23 protein-coding genes are annotated in these 24,988 nt (G+C 66.2%); 18 read left to right on the top strand and 5 right to left on the bottom strand.

Annotation, left to right across the window (positions count from 1 at the left end):
- The 4 genes from KF785_16725 to KF785_16710 all read left to right on the top strand — a co-directional run.
- Positions 1 to 335: PadR family transcriptional regulator (locus KF785_16725; protein ID MBX3148411.1), on the top strand; the 335-nt coding region annotated here is incomplete at its 5' end.
- A gap of 3 nt (positions 336 to 338) precedes the next feature.
- Complete coding sequence (locus KF785_16720; GenBank protein ID MBX3148410.1) at positions 339 to 3,038, top strand: ABC transporter permease; 2,700 nt, start codon at positions 339 to 341, stop codon at positions 3,036 to 3,038.
- A gap of 85 nt (positions 3,039 to 3,123) precedes the next feature.
- On the top strand, positions 3,124 to 3,348 hold the full coding sequence (locus tag KF785_16715) for a hypothetical protein (protein MBX3148409.1): 225 nt from the start codon (positions 3,124 to 3,126) through the stop codon (positions 3,346 to 3,348).
- Between the two features lie 3 nt (positions 3,349 to 3,351).
- Positions 3,352 to 3,813 (top strand): type II toxin-antitoxin system VapC family toxin, encoded by a 462-nt coding sequence (locus tag KF785_16710; protein ID MBX3148408.1) that lies wholly within the window; start codon positions 3,352 to 3,354, stop codon positions 3,811 to 3,813.
- A 161-nt stretch (positions 3,814 to 3,974) separates the two neighbouring features.
- Here KF785_16710 and KF785_16705 read toward each other — a convergent pair whose 3' ends face one another.
- Genes KF785_16705 through KF785_16695 form a run of 3 tightly spaced genes read right to left on the bottom strand, consistent with a single transcriptional unit; the run spans position 3,975 to position 5,702 of the window.
- Complete coding sequence (locus KF785_16705) at positions 3,975 to 4,832, bottom strand: alpha/beta hydrolase (protein ID MBX3148407.1); 858 nt, start codon at positions 4,830 to 4,832, stop codon at positions 3,975 to 3,977.
- 14 nt (positions 4,833 to 4,846) lie between these two features.
- A complete protein-coding gene (locus tag KF785_16700; GenBank protein ID MBX3148406.1) occupies positions 4,847 to 5,332 on the bottom strand; it encodes an SRPBCC family protein in 486 nt (161 codons plus the stop codon).
- Positions 5,333 to 5,339: 7 nt separating this feature from the next.
- The gene (locus KF785_16695; protein ID MBX3148405.1) at positions 5,340 to 5,702 is read right to left on the bottom strand and encodes a helix-turn-helix transcriptional regulator; all 363 of its coding nucleotides are present in this window, start codon (positions 5,700 to 5,702) and stop codon (positions 5,340 to 5,342) included.
- A 475-nt stretch (positions 5,703 to 6,177) separates the two neighbouring features.
- Here KF785_16695 and KF785_16690 point away from each other — a divergent pair, with 475 nt between their 5' ends.
- The 7 genes from KF785_16690 to dctP all read left to right on the top strand — a co-directional run bounded on the left by KF785_16690 (position 6,178) and on the right by dctP (position 13,518).
- Positions 6,178 to 7,428, top strand: a complete 1,251-nt coding sequence (locus tag KF785_16690) for an amidohydrolase family protein (protein MBX3148404.1) — start codon at positions 6,178 to 6,180, stop codon at positions 7,426 to 7,428.
- 65 nt (positions 7,429 to 7,493) lie between these two features.
- Complete coding sequence (locus KF785_16685; protein MBX3148403.1) at positions 7,494 to 8,024, top strand: dihydrofolate reductase family protein; 531 nt, start codon at positions 7,494 to 7,496, stop codon at positions 8,022 to 8,024.
- 109 nt (positions 8,025 to 8,133) lie between these two features.
- Positions 8,134 to 8,583: a hypothetical protein gene (locus KF785_16680; protein MBX3148402.1), complete on the top strand. Its 450-nt coding sequence runs from the start codon at positions 8,134 to 8,136 to the stop codon at positions 8,581 to 8,583.
- A gap of 38 nt (positions 8,584 to 8,621) precedes the next feature.
- Positions 8,622 to 9,410, top strand: a complete 789-nt coding sequence (locus KF785_16675; protein MBX3148401.1) for an alpha/beta hydrolase — start codon at positions 8,622 to 8,624, stop codon at positions 9,408 to 9,410.
- A 77-nt stretch (positions 9,411 to 9,487) separates the two neighbouring features.
- Positions 9,488 to 10,462, top strand: a complete 975-nt coding sequence (locus tag KF785_16670) for a nitronate monooxygenase (protein MBX3148400.1) — start codon at positions 9,488 to 9,490, stop codon at positions 10,460 to 10,462.
- Between the two features lie 121 nt (positions 10,463 to 10,583).
- Positions 10,584 to 12,170, top strand: a complete 1,587-nt coding sequence (locus KF785_16665) for an AMP-binding protein (GenBank protein MBX3148399.1) — start codon at positions 10,584 to 10,586, stop codon at positions 12,168 to 12,170.
- 145 nt (positions 12,171 to 12,315) lie between these two features.
- Positions 12,316 to 13,518 carry a TRAP transporter substrate-binding protein DctP gene (gene dctP / locus KF785_16660; GenBank protein MBX3148398.1) on the top strand — a complete coding sequence of 401 codons (1,203 nt, stop codon included), beginning with the start codon at positions 12,316 to 12,318 and terminating at the stop codon, positions 13,516 to 13,518.
- Positions 13,519 to 13,610: 92 nt separating this feature from the next.
- Here dctP and KF785_16655 read toward each other — a convergent pair whose 3' ends face one another.
- A complete protein-coding gene (locus KF785_16655; protein MBX3148397.1) occupies positions 13,611 to 14,921 on the bottom strand; it encodes a TRAP transporter large permease subunit in 1,311 nt (436 codons plus the stop codon).
- Positions 14,921 to 15,517 carry a TRAP transporter small permease subunit gene (locus tag KF785_16650; protein MBX3148396.1) on the bottom strand — a complete coding sequence of 199 codons (597 nt, stop codon included), beginning with the start codon at positions 15,515 to 15,517 and terminating at the stop codon, positions 14,921 to 14,923. Before KF785_16650 ends, KF785_16655 begins: the two co-directional genes overlap by 1 nt.
- 235 nt (positions 15,518 to 15,752) lie before the next feature.
- Here KF785_16650 and KF785_16645 point away from each other — a divergent pair, with 235 nt between their 5' ends.
- From KF785_16645 to KF785_16615, 7 genes are all read left to right on the top strand, one after another.
- Complete coding sequence (locus KF785_16645) at positions 15,753 to 16,874, top strand: histidine kinase (protein MBX3148395.1); 1,122 nt, start codon at positions 15,753 to 15,755, stop codon at positions 16,872 to 16,874.
- The gene (locus tag KF785_16640) at positions 16,871 to 17,638 is read left to right on the top strand and encodes a response regulator transcription factor (protein MBX3148394.1); all 768 of its coding nucleotides are present in this window, start codon (positions 16,871 to 16,873) and stop codon (positions 17,636 to 17,638) included. The genes KF785_16645 and KF785_16640 overlap by 4 nt, the downstream gene beginning before the upstream one ends.
- A gap of 269 nt (positions 17,639 to 17,907) precedes the next feature.
- On the top strand, positions 17,908 to 19,137 hold the full coding sequence (locus KF785_16635; protein MBX3148393.1) for a carboxypeptidase regulatory-like domain-containing protein: 1,230 nt from the start codon (positions 17,908 to 17,910) through the stop codon (positions 19,135 to 19,137).
- The gene (locus KF785_16630) at positions 19,134 to 21,536 is read left to right on the top strand and encodes a TonB-dependent receptor (GenBank protein ID MBX3148392.1); all 2,403 of its coding nucleotides are present in this window, start codon (positions 19,134 to 19,136) and stop codon (positions 21,534 to 21,536) included. Before KF785_16635 ends, KF785_16630 begins: the two co-directional genes overlap by 4 nt.
- Before the next feature lie 50 nt (positions 21,537 to 21,586).
- Positions 21,587 to 22,888, top strand: a complete 1,302-nt coding sequence (locus tag KF785_16625; GenBank protein ID MBX3148391.1) for an aldo/keto reductase — start codon at positions 21,587 to 21,589, stop codon at positions 22,886 to 22,888.
- A gap of 109 nt (positions 22,889 to 22,997) precedes the next feature.
- Positions 22,998 to 24,281: an aldo/keto reductase gene (locus tag KF785_16620; protein ID MBX3148390.1), complete on the top strand. Its 1,284-nt coding sequence runs from the start codon at positions 22,998 to 23,000 to the stop codon at positions 24,279 to 24,281.
- Positions 24,282 to 24,284: 3 nt separating this feature from the next.
- Positions 24,285 to 24,988, top strand: a 704-nt coding sequence (locus KF785_16615; protein MBX3148389.1) for a DPP IV N-terminal domain-containing protein, incomplete at its 3' end; no start/stop codon positions are given.

Below are 24,988 nucleotides of genomic sequence, written 5' to 3'. Positions count from 1 at the left end.
CCTCTGCGGAGCTGCTGCCCGGAACGCTCGACGTGCTGATCCTCAAGGCCGTTTCACTCGGCAAGCTGCACGGCTACGGCGTGCTGCTCCGGATCGAGCAGATCTCGGGCGGCGCCCTCCTGGTGCAGCAGGGCGCGCTCTACCAGGCGCTGGCGCGGCTGGAGCATCGCGGGCTTCTCGACTCCGAATGGGGCACCTCGGAAAACAACCGCCGCGCGAAGTACTACCAACTCACGGCCGCCGGGCGTCGCACTCTCGGGCAGGAAACTGCCAGCTGGCAGCGACTGTCGGATGCCATCGGCATGGCGCTTTCAGCCACGCCCAGCGAGGTGTGATCCATGCTGTCCGAACTGATCGCCAGGATGCGCTCCCTCTGGCGCGGTGTCGCCCGCACCCGTCAGGTCGACGCTGACCTCAAGGAGGAGTTCCGCCTCCACATCGAGCTGCGCACCGAGGATCTGATCCGAACTGGGATGCCCCCCGCCGAGGCTGCGCGGGTAGCGCGCGCCGAGTTTGGGAGCGGGGACTATCACGTCGGGGAAGCACGGCAGGCACGGGGACTTGGCTGGTTCGACGAGATGCGCTTCTCGTGGCTCGACCTCAAGCTCGGGCTGCGGATGCTGGTGAAGTACCCGGTCCTGACGATCGTCGGCGGCTTCTCCATGGCGTTCGCGATCTGGGTCGGCGCCGGGACGTTCGAGGCCGTTCGGCAGCTCGTGTTTCCCACGATTCCGCTCCCCGACGCCGGTCGGATCGTGGTGCTGCAGAACTGGGACGCGATGGCAAACCGGCCGGAGCCACGGGCCACGCACGACTTCGCTGCCTGGCGTAGCACGGTTCGGTCTGTCCAGGACCTGAGCGCCTACCGCACCGTGGCCCGGAACCTCATGATCACCGAAGGTCTGGCGGAGCCGGTGTACGCCGCCGAGATCAGCGCAGCGGCGTTCCGCGCCTTGCGGGTTCCACCGGTAGTCGGTCGTACGCTGATCGAAGCGGACGAGCAGGCCGATGCGCCGCTCGTCGCGGTGATCGGCTATAACCTGTGGCAGCGACGCTTCAACGGTGATGCGGAGATCGTTGGGCGCACGGTTCGCCTGGCGGGTGCTCCCGCGACGGTCGTCGGCGTCATGCCCGCCGGATTCGCCTTCCCGCGCGCCCAAGAGTTCTGGGTGCCGCTCAGGATCGACGCCGCGGGATACGCACCGCTTCAGGGAGCACCGATCGGGATCTTCGGCCGGCTCGCACCGGGCGCCTCGCTCGAGCAGGCACGCACCGAGCTCACGAGTCTCGGACAGAGGGCCGCCCTCGACTACCCGCAGACGCATCAGCACCTCCGCCCGCAGCTGTTCACCTTTGCGGAATCGGTGCGAGCAATCGGCGGACCTGGCGGGTCCATGATGCTGCTGACGGGCAACCTCTACGTCATCCTGCTCCTCGTGCTCGTATGCGCCAACGTCGGGCTGCTGATGTTCGCGCGCGCGGCATCCCGCGAGAACGAGATCATCGTTCGCTCCGCGCTCGGCGCCAGGAGGCGGCGCATCGTGATGCAGATCTTCGCCGAGGCGCTGGTGCTCGGCGGGGTCGCGGCGGTCGTGGGGCTGACTGCGGCAGGATGGGGAGTGCGGTGGGGGCTCGACCTGATGCGCTCGGTGCTCACCGACGGAAGCGGCAACTTCCCGTTCTGGGTCGACGGCCAACTCTCGCCGCTGACCTTCGTGTACGCCACCCTGCTGACGCTGCTGGCCGCTGCGATTGCCGGCGCGCTGCCAGGACTCAAGATCACCCGCAACCTGGGCAATCGCCTCAAGGGCACGACCGCCGGCGCGGGCCGCACGCATTTCGGCGGACTGTGGACGGCGGTGATCGTCCTGCAAATCGCGGTGACGATGGGCTTTCCCGTTGTCACGTTCATCGTGCGCCGGGACATGGTGGAACTCGAGGTACAGCCGTTGCCCTTCCCTGTCGATCAGTACCTCTCGGTGCGACTCGACATGGAGCGGACCCCTACCGAACCCGGGGCCGATACGAGTGCGGCGGCGTTTCAGGCGCGCTACGCAGCTGCAGCACAGAAACTCGAGGCGCGACTTCAGTCGGAGCCTGACGTGGCGGGAGTCGTATACGCCCAGCATCTGCCCCGCCAGTCACACCCGAACCATCAGATCGAGGTCGATGAGGGCGCGGTCGCCCCGCAGGACGAGCGTGGCCATCGGGTCGGATCGTCGCACGTCGATCCGAAGTATCTCGACGTGCTCGGCGTATCGATGGTGGCGGGGCGCTGGTTCAGCAGCGGTGACGCCAGTCCGGACGTACGCGTCGCCGTGGTGAACCAGGCGTTCGTCGACCGCGTCATGGGAGGCAAGAATCCGATCGGTCGGCGGATTCAGTATGCGTACCACTCGGACCCCAAGCCGCAGTTCGAAATCATCGGTGTCGCGCCCGATGTCGGGATCAGGTCGGGATGGGGAGCAGCGGGCATCTACCATCCGCTCGTCCGCGGATCGATCTATCCGCTCAATGCCGCCATCCACGTCCAGGGCGACCCCAGGACCCTCGTACCGCGCTTGCGGGCCATCGCGACGGATGTCGATGTGACGCTGCGCCTGACGGACCTGATGCCCCTGAAAGATGTCGTGAACGGAGAGGTGAGCTTTCAGGCCTTCTGGGTCAAGCTGACGACCATCGTGAGTGCGATGATCCTGGTGTTCTCGCTGGTGTCGATCTACGCCGTGATGTCGTTTGCGGTATCACGCAGGACCCGGGACATCGGGGTGCGCGTCGCACTTGGCGCGAGTCCGAGGCACGTCATCCGCACCGTGTTCAAGCAGCCGTTGCGTCAGCTCGGCTTGGGGTTACTGGCGGGCACCGTGCTGGTCTGGGCGTTGTTCGGAGGAACGGACAACGGCGTGCCGACAGTCCAGCACCTCCTCACGCTCGGCGCGTACACGACCCTGACGAGCGTGGTGTTCCTGATCGCGTGCGCCGTTCCGACGCGCCGGGCGCTTGCGGTGCCCCCCACCGAGGCCCTGCGGGATTCCTGACGGCGACTTTTGATCTCAGCCTCCTCGTCCGGAGTTGCTGCCATACGGACACGTCGATAGTTTTGTCCGTAACGAAGGAGGCTCCATGGCCAGCACACCGAAACCGTCCGGCCGCCCCCAGTCCCGGAAAGGGAAGGTCCGAAAAGAGTTCTGGCTGAATCCCAGGCTGCTCAAGAAAGCCCAGGATCTCCTGGGAACCGCCACCGAGCGGGAAACCGTAGAAACGGCTCTGGATCTGGTCGGGTTCCGACGTGAGCTCGCGATGGGCGCCCAGGCGTTGGACGGCCTCAAGCTGCGTCGGATCGACTGAGGCGTGGCCCACCGGAAGTTTGTCCTCGATACGAACTGCTTCATCGATGCCGCCCGCGACGCAGACTTCCGGGCCGCGTTCACCCGCTTCTCCGAGGCCGCGGCCGCCGGGCTCTATCTGAGTGCCGTGGTAGCGGCTGAGCTCCGGGCCGGGCTCGCGAATCGGAAAGCCCGCACCCAGTTCGAAGACGAGGTATTGGGACCGTTTGTCCGTCGAGGGCGGGTCCTAACGCCGACAGAGCGCAGCTGGGATGCGCTTGGGCACGTATTGGCTACACTCAGCGAGCCCGACGGGCTCCGCGCAGCCCAGATCCCGCGCAGTTTCGTCTTCGATATCTTGATCGCGCAGAGCTGTCGCGAAGCGGGGGCTACCTTGATCTCGCGGAACACACGGGATCTGGCTCGTATTGCGGAGATTACTCCCTTTGCGTTCGACGCGCCCTTTCCGGATCTGGGCGCCGCATAACCAGCGTCCGTGTCATGTGGAAGCGGTCTGAGTCGCACCTAACAAAAACGCGGAAGAGCATGAGAACCAACCTGCTCCGTTCCGCAGCGTTGGAGGAGCTCGAGCGTTGCGGCGCTCCGGTGCTGATCCAGTCTGTCGCTTACTGCGGACCACAGGTTCTGCTACCGGGATGCGAGGAACGCCGCCGAGAACTGCGTGACAGCCGCAGCGCCGAGGAGAGTGTAGTGCGTCGTGTTCGGGATGATCGCGAGGCGGTTGGGCGATCGCAATGATCCGTCGAAACCGGCCTCGCGCTGACCGCCGCCCAGCAGTTTGTAAAACTCCACGATGTGCTCAGGACGCATCGCGTCGGCATCCGCAAACACCAGTAGCGTCGGCGCCTCGATGGCGGCCACCGCGGCCGACCAATCGTGACGCCGATTGGCGAGCTCTCCCGTCTTCCTGAACACCGTTTCCCAGTTCACGGAAGGATACATCGCGGCAAGCGGCGATGCGCTCACGCTGGACCCGAGCGCCGACGCCGCCGAGGGCATCTTCTCGAAGGCCTCGAGGACCTCCGGGAAGTAGCCCTCGGCGCGAAACGCGGTCGAGATCACAATCAGCCTGTCGATGCGTTGGGGATGGCGGATTGCGATCTGCAGCGCAACGAGTGCGCCGCTCGAATACCCCATGACGCTGGCCTTCTCGATGCCAAGATGAGCCATCACCGCGGCAACATCGTCAGCGAACGTCTCGAACGACCAGGGTAGGCTGCTGTCCGTGCTCAAACCGTGGCCGCGGGCATGCAGCGCGACAACCTTGTGGGTCTTGGCCATTTCCGCCAGCGGCGCACCGAACATCTCTGACGGCGTAACGCCCCCGTGCAGCATGATCAGGGGTGGGCCGCTGCCGTGGATCTCGTAGTACAGCTCGACACCGTTGACTGCGGCATAGCCCTTCGAGTCTGGTGCGCGCATGGCCTGTCCTTTCGCCGTCGTCGGGTGCGCGGTCAGGGCAAGGGCCGCGGCAACGAGGACCATCAACGGGGACCTTCTCATGACTTCGCCAAGGCAGCGAGAAGCTCATCCAGCAGTTCAAACTGCTCGCCTGCACCGCTCGTGCCCGTGCTACCGGAGGCAATGGCGTCGTCGAGCGCTTGCTTGGAAGGATAGAGCTCGGTCAGGACCAGGAGCGTCCTGCCGTCCCTTTCCTCGAAGGTCACTGTGGAAATGCAACCCTCGGCGCTCTCCTCGTTGGTCCAGACGATCCGCGAGTGGGGCGTCACCTCGAGGTATCTGCCGAAGAACGCCATCGGCTGGTCCAGGGCCGGGTGGCTGAACACGAAACGGTAGGTGCCACCGGTGCGAACATCGGCCTCACAGGAAACAAAGGATATCCCGAACGAAGGCGGCGTCCACCATCGCCTGAGCAGTTCGGGCTTGCTCCAGGCCTCGAACACGAGGTGCGCAGGGCCGTTGAGGAGTCGCGTGACGACGATCTCACGCTCAGAGGTTCGTTCTACCGTCGTAGGGTTCTTCATGGGCTACTCACCTCGTCTTTCGGCGTCCATTGACTCGTTCCTCCCGGTGCAGTTCCGCAACGATGTTGTCCAAATCGTCAAACCGCGCGTCCCAGAGCTTGCGGTAGCTCTCGATCCAGGCCCCCTCCTCCTCCAGCCGGCGCTCGCCAAGCTTGCAGGTCCGAACCCGCCCGACCTTTACCGTGGCGACAAGCCCCGCTTGCTCCAGGACCCCAACGTGCTTCTTCATCCCCGTGAGGGTCATACGGAACGTCCTGGCGAGATCCGTAATCGAAGCGTCCGCATGTCCCAGCCGCTCCAGAATGCCGCGTCGGGTGGGATCCGAGAGTGCGGCGAACGAGGCGTTCAGGCGAGTTTGAAACTGAACCATATAGTTCAGTATAGGCAGATCGAACCGAGTATGCAAGGGCGCGGGGCTGTCGTGCGTCTGGCGGCCTGCCGAGGCCTCATTGGCGTGTCCTCGCACTCGCGCACTGCTACCGTCCGTTCGTCTCGAAACGCCGACCAACGACTTCGCGTGCAGCGGACAGGCATTCCGATTTGCGTGTTGCCCAGCCGCAGCCACGCCTCCATGTTGTTTAATGGATGGCGCGGTCGCTCAGCACCCGAACGGCCGACGCCGATGCCCACGATCGCTGGGCACACGCTATCGGGGAATCGACGGGAGTACAGGAATGCTGTGGAATCGCCAATCAACAGACGAGCGCACCTACTCGCAGAGACGACTGGCCTCGGTCGTACGCTCGACTCTTACCACGTTGCTCGTCGGGGTGACCGCGTGCAGCAGCGTTCCGCGATCTGAGGGAGGCAGCCTCGACGAGAAACCCCCGACTGGAACCCCGCTCGTGATTCGGAACGTGACGGTGATCGATGTCGTGAGTGGTGCAGAGCTGCCAGCCATGACCGTCGTGACACGGGGCGATCAGATTGTCGATTTCGGCACGAGTGTGACGGTTCCTTCCGACGCTCTGCAGGTCGATGGCACTGGCCAGTACCTGATCCCCGGCCTGTGGGACATGCACGCGCACCATCAGGCGACCGGTGTCGAGGCGACTGATCTGTTTGTCGCGAAGGGTGTAACGGGCACCCGCGACATGGGAGGCGACCTGGACTTCATTCTGCCGTTGCGCGATCGGATCCGCCGGGGTGAGGTCCTGGGTCCCGAGATTGTCGCTGCCGGGCCGATCCTCGATGCTGCTCCGCCGGACTGGCCCTATCGACAGCGCGTGACCGATTCGCTCGAGGCGATTGCGGCGGTCCGAGCCCTGCATGAGCGGGGCGTCGATTTCATCAAGGTTCATGACCACACGCCGCGGGAGGCGTTCGTTGCCATCGCAGCCGAGGCAAGGACGGTCGGGCTTCCGTTGGCCGGACATGTGCCCGGGCGTATCAGCATCGAAGAAGCCGCCGCCTCCGGAATGCGCAGCATCGAGCATCTCTCGAACTTCCAGGTCTTTATGGCGTGTTCGGGTGGTCCCGCCTACAGCCGGGATCGCTGCGCCGATCTGTTTGCGAGCCTGGCGAGCAACGGGGTTTGGCAAACTCCGACGGTTGCGTTCTTCAGGAGCATGCCGGAGACGTTCTCGGGCCGAGCGGTACCGCATGCTGCGTACGCCAGCGAGTCGCTGCTCGAGCTCATGCGTAAGAATGCGGAGGCCTCGAGCCTTTCCGAGGAGGCCCTGGCATTCCTTCGCGCGGCCAGCGAGGCCAGCCTTGGGGCGATCCGCGATCTGGTTGCCGGCGGAAGCGGCATCCTGGCGGGGTGCGACGGCCTGGTACCCGGATTCTGCCTTCACGATGAACTGGAGTGGCTCACCAAGGCCGGATTGTCGCCGCTGCAGGCGCTTCAGACGGCCACGGTCAATCCAGCCCGCTTCCTCGGACGCGAGGCGACCCAGGGCACCATCGAGCGCGGCAAGCGAGCCGACCTCGTCCTGCTGGCCGCCAATCCACTTCAGAGCATCGACAACGTGCGCCGTATCGAAGCTGTCGTGGTTCGAGGCCGCCTATTGCGCAAGGCAGAGCTCGACCGGATCGTCGCCTCGCACCGTCGTCCCGACGACGCGCAGGGCGCGGGCGCCGCGCCTGGTCGGTAGCACGCGGTTGCCGCGGCCTGTCCTCGCACAGTAGCTTCCCGGTTCCCCTCTGGCGCTGGAACGGCATGGCCAAACTCGTTTTCGGAATGAATCAGTCGCTGGACGGCTACGTCGATCATATGGCGTTCATGCCGAGCCCCAGGCTCTTTCGCCACTTCATCGAGGAAGCTCGAGGGCAGGCGGGCAGCATCTATGGTCGCAACATGTATGAGATCATGCGCTACTGGGACGAGGACCATCCCGAGTGGGATGCACCGGAGCGCGATTTTGCCGCGGCGTGGCGCAACCAGCCGAAGTGGGTCGTTTCGCGGTCGCTGAAGACCGTCGGCCCCAACGCCACGCTGGTTTCTGACAACATCGAACCCGTACTCCGCCGGCTGAAGGCGGAGCACGACGGCGAGATCGAGGTGGCTGGCCCGAACCTGGCACACAGTCTCACAGGTCTTGGCCTGATCGATGAGTATCGCATCTACCTGCACCCCGTCGTGCTAGGGCATGGCGCACCATACTTCGCCGGCCCTCGACCGCCGCTTCGTCTGGTCTCGAGCGATCGCGTCGACGAGAGCGTGATCAGACTGGTTTATGTTCCTGAATAGGGGATTACGGCCAGCAGCCGTTTGAACTCAATTCACGTCGACGCGAGGCCATGGGTCGCAGCCCCTGATGTGTCGCAGCATCCGGAATCACCCAGCAGGACGGTTAGCCATGCTCGAGAGCTTTGCCATCGCCCCGGCCGCGAGCCGCCCGCTCTGGGTCATCGGCGCCATCGCAGGCTTCCTGGTGCTGCTGGTGCTCGTCTTCCTCTACGTCGCCTCCGCAAGCCGCCGCACGCAGTTCACGCTGGGCGACGAGGGCCTGACGATCAGCCGAACCCTCTATGGACGCACGATTCCGTGGTCCGCCCTGGCTACCGATTCGGCCCGAATGGTGAACTTGTCCGAGGAGCGGGAGCTGCAGCCGACCATGCGCACCAACGGTGTGGGTCTGCCCGGCTACCTGACCGGCTGGTTCCGGCTGCGCGCCGGCGGGCGCGGGCTGCTGTTCGTGACCGACCGGAGCCGAGTCGTGGTGGTTCCCACGCAGAACGGATTCACATTGCTGCTGAGTGTCGATGACCCGGAGGCGTTCCTCGCTGCACTCCGCCGGGGCGCCTGATTGCACAACCGGAAGCCCGCCGCTCGGTGACCGCTCGCATGCCGTCGACCCTTCTGTTGCTGCTCGGCACGGCGGCCGCCTACCTCACTCTGGCCTGGTTCCTCCAGCGCAGCGTCACCTTTCCCGCGCCGTCGACGTACGCCCGAGTGCCGCCGAGCCATGCCGAGCTGGTCCGACTGGAGCAGCCGGCGGGGACCGTGGAGGCCCTGTACCTCGCGCCGACACCGGCGCCGAGCATCCCGGCCCCTCTGTTGGTCTTCTTCCATGGCAACGGCGAGCTGGTGGACTACTGGGTGGAGCCGTTTCAGGAGGTGCAGAGCTGGGGTTGGGGAGTGCTGCTGGTCGAGTATCCCGGTTATGGTCGCTCCGCAGGCAGCCCGTCGGAAGCCACGATCCGGGCCGCAGCGCTCGCCGCGCACGACTGGGCTCGCAGCGACCCGCGCGTCGACGGGACCCGCATCGTGGCCTACGGGCGGTCACTCGGCGGGGGCCCCGCCGCATGGCTTGCCGGCGAGCGGCAGTTGGCCGGACTGGTCCTCGAATCGAGTTTTACCAGCGTCCGCGCCCTGGCGCGCCGGTCCCTGGTGCCAGGCTTCCTGGTGCGCGATCCGTTCGACAACCTTGCCGCCCTCGCCCGATTCCGGGGGCCGCTGCTGGTGCTGCACGGACGGGACGACACGCTGATACCGGTCGGGCACGGCCGCGCCCTTGCCGCCGCGGCCTCCGGTGCCGAGCTTCATGAACTGAACTGCGGGCACAACGACTGCCCGCGACCGTGGCAGCAGATCCTGGCGTTCCTCGATCGCCTGCCCGCCCCGAACAGGTGAGGCGGGCGGGGGCAGGGAGCGCGCCCTGCCGAACCTCGCCCGACTCGTAGTCGACCACCCGAACTGGAGCCCCGACGATGGCCCTGCCACCGGTCCTGCAACGCGTGAGGTTCCCGGTCATCGCGGCGCCGCTCTTCATCATCTCCAATCCGGCGCTCGTGATTGCGCAGTGCACGGCCGGGGTGGTGGGCTCGATGCCCGCTCTCAATGCGCGCCCGGCGGCACAGCTCGACGAGTGGCTGGCCGAGATCACCGAGACGCTGGCCGCATGGGACCGCGACCACCCTGACGAACCGGCCGCGCCCTTCGCGGTCAACCAGATCGTGCACCGGAGTAACGACCGGCTCGACCACGATATGGGGATGTGCGCCAAGTACAAGGTGCCCATCGTGATCACCTCCCTCGGTGCGCGCACCGACGTCAACGACGCGGTGCACAGCTGGGGCGGCATCGTGCTGCACGACATCATCAACAACACCTTTGCCCGGAAGGCAATCGAGAAGGGCGCGGATGGCCTCGTCGCCGTTGCTGCCGGCGCCGGCGGGCATGCCGGTGTGAAGAGTCCGTTTGCCCTGGTGCAGGAAATCCGCGAGTGGTTCGAGGGACCGATTGCGCTGTCCGGAGCCATCGCCACCGGTGGCGCGGTGCTTGCCGCGCAGGCCATGGGCGCGGATTTCGGTTATATCGGCAGCGCCTTCATTGCCACGCACGAGGCGCGCGCTTCCGAGGCCTACAAGCAGTGTATCGTCGAATGCAGCTCCGACGATATCGTCTACACGAGCCTCTTCACCGGCGTGCACGGCAACTACCTCTCACCCTCGATCCGCGCTGCCGGCCTCGACCCGAACCAGCTGCCCGAGAGCGACCCGAGCAAGATGGACTTCGGCAGCGGCGGAATCACTAAGAAGGCGTGGAAGGACATCTGGGGCAGCGGCCAGGGTATTTCCGCCGTGAAGGCCGTCGTCAGTACCGGCGACCTGGTGGCGCGCCTGAAGCGCGAGTACGCTCTGGCTCGCCAGCGAATGAGAGACGTCGACCCCGTCATCGCGTAGGCGATGCGCCCCGCTGAACCCGCGCCGCAGGCATCTCGGACTCCACCCATCGAGGTGCCCGGCGACTGGCTAGGTACGCAAACGCGGTATCCTGCTTCGCGTTCAAGGAGACATCAGCCCGATGCCACAGGCACCTGCACGATTCGCCGCGCAGCCGATCAGGTTTGATGCCTCACGGACGCGGACCACGCTGTTCGCAGCGCTGCGGCGTGCGAGCAGAGAGTTTGGCCCGACGAAGGTCATCGTGGTCGACGGCGACGACCGCGAGCTGACCTATCGCGACATTATCCGCGCGGCCTTTGCACTCGGCTCGGCACTGAAGCCGGGAACCCGCCGGGGCGACGGGGTTGGCATCATGCTGCCGACCGGTGCAGGCGCTGTGGTTGCCTTCTTTGCGGTGAGCGCGTATGGCCGCGTGCCCGCCATGCTGAACTTCACCGCCGGAGCCAGGAACATCAGAGCTGCCATGAAGGCGGCTGCGGTGACACGCATCGTCACGGCTCGGAAGTTCGTGGAGCTTGCCGGTCTGGAGTCGCTCCTGGCCGAGCTCGAGGCGTCGGCCGAGATCGTCTATCTCGAAGAGGTTCGGGAGAGGCTGTCGCTGGGCAACAAGCTCGCGGCTGCGCTCGGCGGGCTGGTGCCGGGAATCGTGGCGGCTGCGCCCTCACCAGAGCACCCTGGCGTCGTTCTCTTTACCTCGGGCACCGAGGGCGAACCGAAGGGTGTGGTCCTGAGTCACGCCAACGTGATGGCCAACGTCGAGCAGGTCCGCGCACATATCGGTCTGAGCGCAGAAGCCGACATTCTATTCAATCCGCTGCCGACGTTTCACTGTTTCGGCCTGACGGCGGGCGCCATCCTGCCCCTGATTGCCGGAATCAAGGTGTACTTCCACCCTTCGCCGCTGCAGCCGAAGGAGATCGTGCGGCGGCTACGCAAGAGCCGAGCGACCATTCTGCTCGCGACCGACACCTTCATTTCACAGTACGCCCGCACCGGGCAGGAAGGCGACCTCGATTCGGTGCGGCTGGCGGTCTGCGGCGCCGAGCGCGTGAAAGACGAGACCCGCAACTACGTGCGTCGCAAGTACAGCATCGAGATCCTCGAAGGCTATGGCGCGACCGAGGCGAGCCCCGTGGTCGCTGCAAACCAGTGGGAACGAAACAAGCCCGGCACGGTCGGCGTCCTGATGTCCGGCATGGAGTCGAGACTCGTACCCGTCGAAGGATTGGACGAGGGTGGGCGCCTGCACATCCGCGGCCCCAACGTCATGAGCGGCTACCTGCGGCCGTCCAATCCAGGTGTGCTCGAGGCGCCCGCTGGCGGGTGGCACGACACCGGCGACATCGTGACCATCGACGAGGAAGGCTTCATCACGATCAAGGGCCGGGTGAAGCGATTTGCCAAGATTGGCGGGGAGATGGTGTCACTCACGGTCGTCGAGAACTGCGCCAGCGCGGTCTGGCCGGACGCTCAGCATGCGGCCGTTTCCCTGCCCGACCCGCGGAAGGGCGAGCAGGTCATACTCCTGAGCGACGCCCCGGACGCCAATCGTGAGGCGCTGGTATCCTGGGGGCAGCGCCATGGGGTGCCGGAAATCTCCCTGCCCCGCCGCGTCCTCCCTGTCAGCGCCATTCCCATACTCGGCACGGGCAAGATCGACTACGGTTCGGTGCAGCGGGAGGCAGAGCGGTTGGTCGGCTCCTGATTATCCGTTGACCCGCTGCCAGCGCTGGCGCAGGGGGAGGGGGGTGCGTCTCTCCCGCAAGGGTCTTATCCTGACAGGGTTCCTCGCTCACGCACTGCGGGATCCTGCCCGGAGCCCCGACCACCCAATCTGGTGAAATGGCACGATGAGCCCCAACTCCTCCGACGACGTTCGCAACGCCCTCTCTTCGTCTCCCGCTTCGGGAGAGAACACACCGAGCTCTTCCCTGGACCGGCGAGGGTTCCTGGGCAAGGCCGCCATCGTGGCGGGAGGCGCCGCCCTCACGGCCTGTGCCCCTGGGGGGGAGGCGGGGACCGGCGGTGAGAGCGCCAGCGTCATTACCGGGCCCCGGGTGAGGTGGCGCCTCGCCTCCTCCTTTCCCCGGAGCCTCGACACCATCTTCGGCGGGGCGGAGCACCTATCCGAGATCGTCTCCACCCTCTCCGAGGGTCGCTTTACCATTCGTGCTCACCCGGCGGGAGAGGTGGTACCCGGTCTGGAGGTGATGGACGCCGTCCAGCAGGGCACGGTCCAGATGGGTCAGACCGTGAGCTACTACTTCAGCGGCAAGAACCCGGCGCTCGTGCTGGATTCCACCCTGCCCTTCGGGCTGACCGCCCGACAGCACGGGGCCTGGATCAATGCGGCAGGCGGCTTGGACCTGGTCCGCGCCATCTACGCTGATTTCGGGATCATCTCCTTTCCGGGGGGCAACACCGGTGGGCAGATGGGCGGCTGGTTCAAGCGGGAGGTCAACTCGCTGACCGATGTCCGGGGGCTCAAGATGCGGATTCCCGGAGCGGGGGGCGAAGTCATGAATCGACTCGGCGCCACCGTGCAGGTCCTGCCGGGCGGTGAGATCTATCCCGCGCTCGAGCGTGGAGCCATCGATGCGGCCGAATGGGTCGGGCCCTATGACGACGAGAAGCTGGGGTTCCAGACTGCCGCGCGTTTCTATTACTACCCTGGATGGTGGGAGCCGGGCGCCGAGTTGGTGTACCAGGTCAACCGGCGAGCCTGGGATGAGTTGCCCTCCGCCTACCAGGAGATCTTCCGGTACGCCGCCGCCGCCGCCGCAGCCAACATGGTGCAGCGGTACGACCATCAGAACGCGCCCGCCCTGCAGCGCCTGATCGCCGGGGGCACACAGCTCCGACGCTTCTCCGACGAGATCTTGCGGGCAGCTCAGACCGCGGCCCACGAGATCGCCGAGGAGAATGCCACAAAGGACGCCGCCTACCGGCGGATCTACGAGCATTGGAAGGCGTTCCGCGAAGACGCCTTCCGCTGGTTTGGGACTACGGAGCTGGCGTACCAGAACTTCGCGTTCGGTGAGAAGCGGGGGTAGCACCCCTTCGCCGGTTCGGCGGGCGCAACGCGAGCGGCCCCGGGGGAAGTCCCCGGGGCCGCTCGACTTTCAGCCTCCGCCGGCTCCGGAACCTACCGGGTCACCAGCTGGGGAAAGACCACGAGGGCAAGCAGGCCGATCAGCTGGATCACGATGAAGGGAATGACGGCCCGGTAGAGAACCGACGTCTTCACTTCCGGAGGCGCCACCCCCCGCAGATAAAATATCGCGAACCCGAAAGGCGGTGTCAGGAATGAGGTCTGGAGATTCATCCCGATCATCACTCCGAACCAGACGAGGTCGATCTCGAGAATCCTCGCAATGGGCACCAGGAGGGGAACCAGGATAAAGGCGATCTCGAAGAAGTCGAGGAAGAAGCCCAGCAGGAAGATCACCAGGTTCGCCACGAAGAGGAACCCGATGAGTCCCCCCGGCAGGTTGGTGAGCAAGTGCTCGAGCCAGACGTCTCCATCCAAGCCTCGGAACACCAGCGCGAAGAGGGTCGATCCGATGAGGAGAAAAATCACCATCGTGGTGAGGCGCGCGGTCGAGCGGGCCGCCTCCCGTACGACATCCAGCGTCAGCCGCCCCCGGATGGCCCCGAGGGCCATGGCACCCACGGCGCCTAACGCACCGGCCTCGGTCGGGGTCGCCACGCCGGCAAAGATGCTGCCCAGGACGAGGAGAACGAGAACGAGGGGCGGAATCAGCGCCTTCACCACCTGGCCCAGGAGCTCACCTTTCGACTCGTTCCGAACGGCGGCGGGGAGCGCCGGAACCCACTGGGGCCGGACCATCGCCACGCCCACGACGTAGAGGGCGTAGAGCCCCACCAGCAGCAGTCCGGGAAAGAGGCTGCCCAGGAAGAGGGCGCCGACCGAAACGCCGAGCTGATCTCCCAACACCACGAGAACGATGGAGGGCGGAATGATCTGGCCTAACGTTCCCGAGGCCAGAATCACCCCGGAAGCGAGCTCCTTCTGGTAGCCGTAGCGGAGCATGACGGGAAGGGAGATGGCGCCCATCGCCACGACGCTGGCTCCGACGACCCCGGTCGCGGCAGCCAGAAGCGCGCCGACGAACACCACACTCAGCGCGAGCCCGCCGGGAAAGGGGCCAAAGAGTTTCCCCATCGTGGTCAGCAGCTCTTCCGCCAGCTGCGCCTTCTCGAGGATCACCCCCATGAAGATGAAAAAGGGAACCGCCAGGAGCGTGTAGTTCGACATGATGCCGAACACCCGCTGGGGCATGGCCTGGAGGAGGGGCCAGTCCAGCATGCCGAGTTGCACACCGATCGCGGCAAAGATGAGGGAGGCCCCACCCAGCGCGAATGCGACCGGAAAGCCGGAAAAGATGAGGGCGAAGACCGCCACGAACATGAGAGGTCCGAGAAGGTCTTCCATCAGTGCGTCCTCTCGAGCCCTTCGTGGAGCCTGGCGTCCGACTCGCCCTCACTCCCCGTCCCTCCGGGAGGGAGCGAGTCGTTATTCCGCGTGGCGGCGAAGGCCTTGATGGCCTCGGAGATGCCCTGAATGATCAGGAGCGCGAAGCAAACCAGGATCACCGTCTTCAGGTGATAGCGCGGCAGCCCTCCGGGATCGGGCGACGCTTCGCGAACCGCCCAGGAGTTCCGAACGGCGGGAATCGCGCTCCAGAAGGAAAAGATGCAAAAGGGAATCAGGAGGGTGAGCATCCCCACGAAGTTGATCCACCCCCGGGTCCGGGTGGAGAAACGGGCGTAGACGACGTCCACCCGGACATGGGCGTCCTCTCGAAGCGCCCATGCGCCACCGAGGAGGAAGAGCAGACTGAAGAGGTACCACTGAAGCTCCAGATAGAGATTGGAGCTCAGATTGATTCCGATATAGCGGCCGGCGTATCGCCCGACGGCGTTGAACGCCCCCAGCAGCACCATCACGAGGGCAAGCCAGGCGACCGTCCGCCCCACCCGCTCGTTGAAGCGATCGATGAGCCCCGAAACGCGAAGCCATCTCCCCATTCGACCTCCCCGGAAAGGGACCCTGCTCGTAGCGCACCCATGGGGGTGAACCGGGGACGCAATCTCCGTCAGAAAGGTGCTCCTGTCCACTCCCCCCTTCGATTCTCCATCTTTCGCGATGCCCGCCACGGTCGCGGGATGTGGCGCGGGGTCGAGCACCACCCTAGCTTCCCGGATCCCGCCACTGCGTGAGAGTCAGATGCGGAAGCTTGTCCTCAGGGAGAGATCCTGCTGAATGGCTGAGGAGCGACGGAACCGCCAGTTCTGGCTGGAGACAACGCTGATCTTCGCTGCCTGGACGGTCTCCGGGCTACTTCAGGCGAACCAGTTCTATATCCAGTCCCAGCTGCGCGGGCGTCCTGTGTCGTGGGCCGATGCCCTGCGACCCGGCTTGTTGGAGTCGCTGCTCTGGGCGCTGGCCACGCTCGGCATCTTCTGGCTCGCACGGCGATTTCCGCTCGAGCGCGGTCGCATGCTCCCCAACGTCACGGTTCACCTGATTGCGGCCCTGATCCACGGGCTGGTACGCGCCGCGTTGATGGTCGAACTGGGTCAGCATGTGGAGTGGGTCGGCACCCGGACGTTCACCCGCCAGTTCTGGGGAACCTCCGGTCAGAACTTTCTCTTTTACACGCTCCTGCTCGGCATTGCCCACGCCGTGGTCTATCATGCGCGCTTTCGCGAGCGCGAGCGGGCTGCGGAGCGGCTGGCGGCCGGCCTGACCGAGGCGCGGCTCCAGGTGCTCAAGGCGCAGCTGCAACCCCACTTCCTTTTCAATACGCTGAATGCCATCTCGGCGCTCATCCCGGTCGAGGCCAAACCCGCCAGGCGAATGGTTGCCCGACTCGGTGATCTGCTGCGCATCACGCTCGAGCATGAAGCAACCCAGGAGGTGACGCTGCGCGAGGAACTCTCCTTTCTGCAGCCCTACGTCGAGATCGAGCAGGCGCGCCTGGAGGACCGGCTGACCGTCCGGATGGACATCCCTCCCGCGACCCTGGATGCTCGCGTGCCCCACCTGCTGCTGCAGCCCCTGGTGGAGAACGCCATCCGCCACGGCATCGCGCCGAGGATCGAGCCGGGAACGGTGGAGATCTCTGCCAGGAAGAGCGAGGACGGCAGCGTGCTGCATCTGGAAGTGCGGGACGACGGACCCGGCCTTGAGCTGGCGAACCATGCCAAGGTCCGCAAAGGCGTTGGGCTGACCAACATCCAGCTCCGACTGGAGCAGCTCTACCCCGACCAGCATCAGTTCTCAGTCCAGAATCGCCCTGAGGGCGGTGTCGTCGTGAAAATTTCCGTTCCCTTCCGACGCGCGGAGCGAACGACGATGCCTCCGGAGCCGCCCTCACAATGAAGATCCGCGTCGTGATCGTCGACGATGAGCCCCTGGCTCGTTTGCGGCTCCGCGACCTGCTCGCGGAGATGAACGACGTCGAGATCGTCGCCGAATGCGCCAACGGTGCAGAAGCGATCCGGACGATCGAGGCGTCGCCGCCGGATCTGCTCTTCCTCGATGTTCAGATGCCGGAGCTGGACGGGTTCGACGTGCTGCAGGCCATCGGCGTGGGGCTGGTGCCGGTCGTCATCTTCGTCACGGCTTATGAGCAGTTCGCGCTCCGCGCCTTCGAGGCACATGCACTGGACTACCTGCTGAAGCCGTTCGACGACGAGCGCTTCGAGGCAGCGTTGCAGCGGGCACGCGAGCGGATCCACGAACGGAAAGGAGGCAGCCTCGACGTTCGGCTGCGCGCGCTGCTCGAGGAGGTGCGCGGTAGCCCCGGCTACCTGCAGAGGATAGTGGTGCCGTCGGGCCACCGCAGCATGTTCATCCGGACCGAGCAGATCGACTGGATCGAGGCCGAGCGCAACTACGTCCGGCTGCACGTGCGCGACCGCACCCACCTGCTGCGTGAGAACCTGAGCCGGATCGAGGCCTCGCTGGACCCATCAAAGTTCTGCCGGATCCACCGGTCCACCATCGTGAACATCGACCGGATCCAGGCCGTCGAATCGCTCTTCCGGGGCGAGTACCTCGTGGTGCTTCACGATGGAACAAAGCTGACCTCGGGCCGCAGCTACCGTCGCAACCTGCACCACGTCATGGGCAAGGACAGCTGAGCGCGCCAGCCCACCTTCGCTCCGAAAACCACCGAGGCAACCCTCCGCTGCCGCAGACGCCTGGAAGAGCAAGGAACGCTCGTACCGGGGATTTCTGGCGTTCGTACCCCGGGATCCAGACTCGGTACCCAAATCCTTGGCGCCTGCCAGGCAAGCTCCCATAGTGTCATCCGGTAGGTACCGCCAACCCGGCTCAGTACCGTCAGGCGGAGATACCACGATGAACCGAGGCCAGGGGCCCGGTCTCACCGCGGCCAGGGAGATTGTCGGTGATATCGAAAGCGCTTCGTACGCTCGCAGCTGCGTTGCTGATACCGCTGGCGGGCGCCGCCTGCGGGGGGAATGACCCGCTCGGCTCGACCGCGCGAGCGAGCTTGTCAGGCGTCGTGAGGAACGCCGGCGGTGGCGCGATCGAAAATGCATCGGCCAGAATTGGCAGCACCACCGCGACGACCGACGCAGCGGGGCGTTTCACACTTCAGGATCTGCCGGTTGGACCGGCCACGCTCGTTACGAGTGCTCCGGATTACGACTCCCAGACGCAGACCGTTGTGCTGACCGCGGGGGACAACACGTTCGACGTCATCCTCGCTCCGGTCGATCGGGGCGAATGGGGATCCCGGGCCGGATTGCTCGCCGCAAACTCCGAGTTTGCCCTCGCGGAATCGGATGGCAAGCTCTACGTCCTGGGCGGCTATCCTGCTTCCCGGCAGACGGTCCGCACAGTGCAGGTCTACACCATCGCGAGCGACACCTGGCAGCTCGGTCCGGACCTTCCGCAGCCCAACAATCACGGGATGGCGGCCAGCGTCAACGGCAAGATCTACCTGATCGGTGGTCAGGTCACCGACGATCAACAGGGCGACTCGGCCGTCGACACGGTGTACGAGCTGGATCCCGCGATCGGTGCCTGGGTCGCGAAGGCACGGATGCCCATTGCACGCAGCGGCGGCGTGGCTGTGGCGCTCGGCGGCAAGATCTATGTGGCGGGAGGCCGGGTGCCCCGCGGCAACGACTTCGCAGTCTACGACCCGGGATCCGATCAATGGGAGGTCCTGCCGAGTCTCCCGAGCCAGCGCAATCACATCACCGGCGCTGCCATCGATGGTCGAATCCACATCGTCGGCGGGCGACTCGGCAACGGCTTGTCGCCCCTGAAATCAGATGCCCACGAAGTTTATGACCCGGGCACGCGAACTTGGACGACCAGAGCCCCGATGCTGCGGGGTCGGAGCGGCATGAACGGAGTCGTGGCCCGGGGCTGCTTCCACGTCTGGGGCGGCGAGGCGCCGACCGGCATGACGCCCGACCACGACTACTATGATCCGCGGGTAGACCGGTGGTTCAGCCTCCGCAGCATGCCTATCCCGATCCACGGCGTCGTCGGCTCCGCATACGTCGACGATCTGATCTGGGTCACCGGCGGCGGCACCCAGGTCGGCGGGGCCTCCGGCAGCCTCCACAATCAGACCTACCGGCCGGCCGTCAGCTGCGAATGACGCGGATTGTCGCAGCACGGGGGCGTGCGGGATCGGCTGCGATCGCTGCCGTAGGTGGTGCGCTGGTGGCCATCGTGACACCGGCGATGGCCCAGCACGAGCATCACGGCATTCCGGGTGGCGCACAGGTGGTGCTGACGGGAACTGCCCGCAGCGCAGCAGGCGCGCCGCTGGTCGGCGCCCTGGTACAGCTCCTCCACGGTTTCGGCGCCGACGAGCGCCTCGTGACGACGGCGCTGACCGACACAAAGGGTGGCTTCGCCGTCCGGGCCGGTGCGGGCAGCTACACATTGCAGATCAGCTACCCTGGACACGAGCCACACCGCCAGCAGGTGACCCTGGCCACAACGCCTGTCACGGTTGGCAGCATACACCTCGCGCTCGGCCCAACGGTGCTGGACGAAGTCACCGCACAGGCGGAGCGGGTCGCAGTCGAGCTGCGCAGTGGCGTTACCGTCGTGAACGTGGACGCCTCCGCCGCAGCGGGCGGCAACATGGCAGACCTCCTTCGCACCATACCGGGCATCGAGTTCGATGCGGACGGGCGCCTCAGCATGCGCGGCAGCACCGATGTACTGGTGCTGATGAACGGTCGTCGGATCGCCCTGACCGGGGATGCCCTCGTTGCTTTCCTCCGCCAGATGCCGGCAGCGGCATTGGAGCGCGTCGAGGCTGGCACCACCGTGCCAGCCGGTCACGGTGCAGACGGCGCGGCTGGGGTGGTGAACCTCGTGCTTCGCACTGACCCGGGTCGCCGTACCAGCATGCGCTCCGTGGCCGTCTCGATGGCAACGGGTGATCACTACCTGGGTTCGGCCGCCGCCGCCGGTGACGCCGGCAACGCCCTGCGCTGGGATGCGATGTACTCCCTGTCCTCCCTGCGGCACCGGGCAGACTCGAGGACGGAACGCTGGAGCCTCGTCCCCGGCGACCTCGCGCTCCACACCGATCAGAGCAGCCGCGGGGACGAGACGCACCGTCTCCACTCCGTTCTGGCGGGTACAGCCATCGCGCCGACGCCGACCACCTCCGTGGCGGTGCGCGGCGCCTACGCATGGATGGAGGGCGCTGCGCGCAACAGCTCCGCCTTCGTGTACACCAATACGGCCGGCAATACCGGAACGAGCTCGACCGGCAGCCGGCTGAGTCACTCGATTCCATCCGGCGAGCTCAGCGCCGTGATCCGCCTCGAGCGAGGGGTCGCGCGCCTCACGACCGATGCGCGCGCCAGCGTCGTGCGCGAGGACTACCATGGTGCCTACACCGACGAGGAGGCAGGCTACCAGTACCTGGGCAGTGTAATGGTCTCGCGCCAGCGCGAGCGCAGTCTGCGCAACGATCTCCACCTGCGTTTCACGGGCATCGAGGCAGAGGTCGGACAGGAGCTGCGCTCCCGCACCGTCACGGCCACTCACACGGCGACCCACTTCGATGCGACCGTGTCGCAGGACTATCGCTACGACATGGATCTGCACGCCGGCTACCTCACCGCGCATCGCTCCATCGGTGGCGGGCGGGCGGAGGCGGGGCTGCGGGTGGAGGCGGACCGAACCCGACTCCAGCTCGACGCCGCCACCGCCCGGACCGCGGTGCGCGCCTTTCCCAGCATTCGCGGTGAATGGGCCGACGCGCGGCGCGGCCTCGTCTCTCGCGTCGCCTACGGCCGTCGGATCACTCGGCCGAATGCGGAGATGCTGAATCCGTTCTCCATGGGAGGGGACGACATGAATGCAGTCGTCGGCAACCCGTCCCTGTTGCCGGAGATCTCGGATCAGCTCGAGGTCGGTATCGAGTGGCACCGCCAGCGCCAGTCGCTGCAACTGACACCGTACGTCCGCTGGACCCGAGATCCGGTTCGCCAGATCAAGCGAGCAACGGCGAGCGGCGGCACGACGACCAGGCTGGAGAACCTGGTGCGGATGCACGCCATCGGCGCCGATGGCAGCGTGCGGGCACAGCTGACTGAGAGCGCCATCGTGACGCTGGCGGGCGGTGTCGCCCACCTGGCGACGACGGGCGACGGGTTCGGCAGCAGCGGGGTGTATGCCACGGCGCGACTGACGATCGATGTCCGGGTAACCGGAAACACCACGGCACAGGTCTATGCCTACGGTCGGACCGCCCAGGCAATCGAACAAGGTGAGATCCGGCCCGCGTTCACGACCGAACTGGCGCTGACCCAGCAGCTCGCCGGCGACCGGAGTCGGGTGACGCTGCGGCTGATCGATCCGCTGCGGAGCGACCGCCTCGCCTTCCGGATCGCGGACCCAGCCTTCACGCAGCAGAGCCGCCGGCGCACCGCACGACCACTGCTGTCGCTGTTCGCATCCTACGCGGTGGGTGGCGGGCGGCGCGACGATGCGCCGGTGCGGGCCGAGGGCCCCGCCCGAATCTTCTGATGCCGCGAATCGACCGAGCAGGTTCGTCCGCAATCCAATCTGAGGCAACTATGATCAGCCGTCGCAAACTTCTCGAGATCACCATCGGTAGCGGCGCTGCGCTGGCGCTCACTCCGGAGCTGCTCCGCGCGCTCCAGGCAGTCCAGCAGCCGGGCGGAGCGCTCATCCAGCGGGCCATCCCATCTACCGGTGAGTCGATTCCGACCGTCGGCCTCTCGTTCTCCAACCACGTCGCGTGCGCGGATCGTACCGCACTCAAGGAGGTCGTCAGGACGTTTGCCGACAACGGCGCCAGGGTCTTCGACGCGATGCACGGCAGTGCGGACTCGGAGCGGTTCCACGCCACGGTTGCCAAGGAGCTTGGCATTCAGGACAGGCTGTTCTGGTCGACGCGGGGCACCCCCCCGGGCGGCCCCGGCGGCCCGACGCCGCCGGTCGCTGCCTCTGTGAACACGCATATCGAAACGTGGCTGGAGCGGCTGGGGGTGCCGAGGATGGACCTGGTCATGCTGGGGACCGGGGGCGACCCGGCGGCGTTCGCGACGTGGTTCGCGGCACTGAAGGCGCACAAGCAGGCGGGGCGCGTCCGGTACATCGGCGTGCAGGCGATAGGCAGGAACGGAGCTGGGGAGTATCCCGGGGTCGAGGCGGTCATGCGCAACGAGCAGATCGACTTCATCGGCGTCAACTACGACGTGGGCGATCGCGAACGCGTCGAGAACGTGGTCCTGCCGCTCGCCCGGGAGCGGAAGATCGGCGTAATGGCGTTCTTCCCCTTCGGCAACAATGCAGGAACGAGTTGCGGCGCCGTCCCCCGCAACCTCTTTGCGCGCGTCGGCAACCGGCCGCTTCCGGAGTGGGCGGCCGGTTTCGACGCCACGACCTGGGCGCAGTTCTTCCTGAAGTATGTGATCAGCCACCCGGATGTCACCGTGGCCCGTGTAGGGACGACCAAAGTGACGCATATGGTCGACAACATCGGAGGCGGAATCGGCCGGCTGCCGGACCAAGCGACGCGCAAGCGCATGGCGGCGTTCATCGATGCACTCCCCGCAGTTGCTGCGCCGCCGCCGGCACCCCAGGCACCGGGGATTGCGCTGTCCGCGGCCATCCTGGACCGCTACGTGGGTGAGTACCAGGCGGCGTCTGGACTCACCGCGGCCTTCCGCCGCGACGGGACGACGCTGCTCGTGAGGCTGAACACCGGTGGGGAGTACCCCCTCGCCGCCCGGTCAGAGACCCGCTTCCAGCGCCGCGAAGTCTTCTTCGAGTTCCAGCCCGACGGCCAGGGGAAGGTCACGAGTGCCATCATGGAGCAAAACGCGCAGCGCATGCCGCTGACGCGAAAGTAGAGCAACGACTCACGATGTACTCGGGAACGAATTGCGCCCACCTGTTCGCGTCGAACTCGACGGCCAACTGTGAATACGGGTGCGGTGCCACCAAAAGGAAAGACGATCGATGATCAGCCGTCGCAAGTTGCTTGGAGTCAGCGCCGCCGCTGGCGCAACGCTCGCGCTCACTCCGGAGCTGCTCCGCGCGCTCCAGCGGTCGCAGAGACAGCTCATTCAGCGGGCCATTCCATCCAGAGGCGAGATGCTCCCGGTCATCGGGCTCAGCCGGGGGAACGTCCCTGCGGATCACGCCGCGCTCAAGGAAGTCTTCCAGACGCTGGTCGACCACGGTGGCAAACTTCTCGACACGGTGCACGGCTGGGACTCGGCGGACCAGGTCGCCGGCACCATTGCCAGCGAGCTCGGGATTCAGGACAGGATCTTCTGGTCGACGCAACTGCGCCCCACGCCGGGGACGCCCGGATCAAACGTCGATCCCGCCGCCGTCGCGAGAGCGGGGGTCGAGGCATCCTTCGCGAGGCTCAGGGTGCCCAGGATCGACCTGATCCAGGTCAGCGTCCTGCGCCCCGACCTCGCGACGTCCCTCGCCGTTCTGAGGGAAATGAAGAAGCAGGGGCGCGTCCGGTACATCGGCGTGACGGCGGCGTTCCCGAACCAGCACACTGCGGTCGAGTCGGTCATGCGCAACGAGCCGATCGACTTCATCAGCGTCGACTACGCCATCGACAATCGGGCCGTCGAGGCAACGATCCTTCCACTTGCTCAGCAGCGGAGGATCGGTGTGCTGGCGTACTTTCCCTTCGGCGGTGCTGCATCACGCGAGGGCGGCACGGTTGCGGTTGTCAACAGGCTGCTTCAGCGCGCGGGAACCAGGCCCTTGCCGGCCTGGGCCGCCGAATTCGACGCCACCAGCTGGGCGCAGTTCTTTCTCAAGTACGTCGTCAGCCACCCGGCGGTGACCGCGGTCCGTGTGGGGACGACCAAGGCGTCGCACATGGTCGACAACATTGGCGGCGGGATCGGTCGCCTTCCGAACGAGGCGAAGCGAAAGCGTATGGCGGAGTTCGTGGACGCCCTGCCGGAGGCGCCCGCGCCGCAGGGACCCCAGGGGCCTGCCACACCTGCGGTCGTACTGCAGGCGGCCGTACTCGACCGCTACGTCGGTGAGTACCGGACAGCGGCCGGGCTCGTCCTGACCTTCCGGCGCGACGGGGACAAGCTCTTCGTGAAGGTGGGCGCCAATCCGGAGCTCCCCCTGACCGCTCAGTCGGAGCAGCGCTTCTCGGCGGGACCCATCGCCGTGGAGTTCACTACGCCTGACGGCGGTACAGTCACCAATCTCACCCTTCACCAGGGCAACCAGCGTACCCCGGCCACGCGGAGCCGCTGAAGCATGCTCGGTCACTTCTGGCGGGTCGGTGCGCTACTGCTCTCGTGGACGCCCGTTGCCAGTGCTCAGGGGCAGGGGCAGGACTCCCTGGGCTTGGCGCGCGCACTGGAGCGCGCAGAGCAGTTCTTCATGGCGGTAGGTCCGAAGCCGCTACCCACCGCGCGGTGGCTGGACGGAGATCGACTTGCTTACTCTGCTGACGGAAAGGCGCCCTGGACGGTCCTCGACGCCCGAACTGGGAACGTGCTGGAGTCTGGTGCAAGCGACGCAGCAGTGGGCGCCACGGGGCCATCCGGTCCCGGCCAGGGGCCACCAGGCCCCCAACGGTCCTCCACGACGTCGGGACGCCCGCTCTGGACTGCGCAGGCAGCGTCTGTCGGCGGGGCCACCGAGCTGACGGTGTCGGACGCCGCGGGTGCGACACGACTGAGACTACCCGGCGCGCCGAACCATGGCTGGAGCATTCCGCAGCGAGCCTGGAGTCCCGACCAACGATTCCTGGTTGCCCTTCGCGTCGACAACCGCGAAATCCACAGAATACCCATCGTGGACTACAGCAGCGCCATCGAAGGCGTCAGCTACGCTCCCTACCCCAAGACCGGTACGCCGTTGCCTGTCACGGAACTGCACATCGTCGACCCTGCAGCGGCCGTTGCGCGTTCGGTTCAACTGGACAGCCGAGATGCCTACGTCTGGTTGCTCGGCTG

The sequence above is a fragment of the Gemmatimonadales bacterium genome (assembly GCA_019637315.1).
Lineage (GTDB): Bacteria > Gemmatimonadota > Gemmatimonadetes > Gemmatimonadales > GWC2-71-9 > SHZU01.
This window is presented reverse-complemented; position numbering and strand designations above follow the sequence as displayed.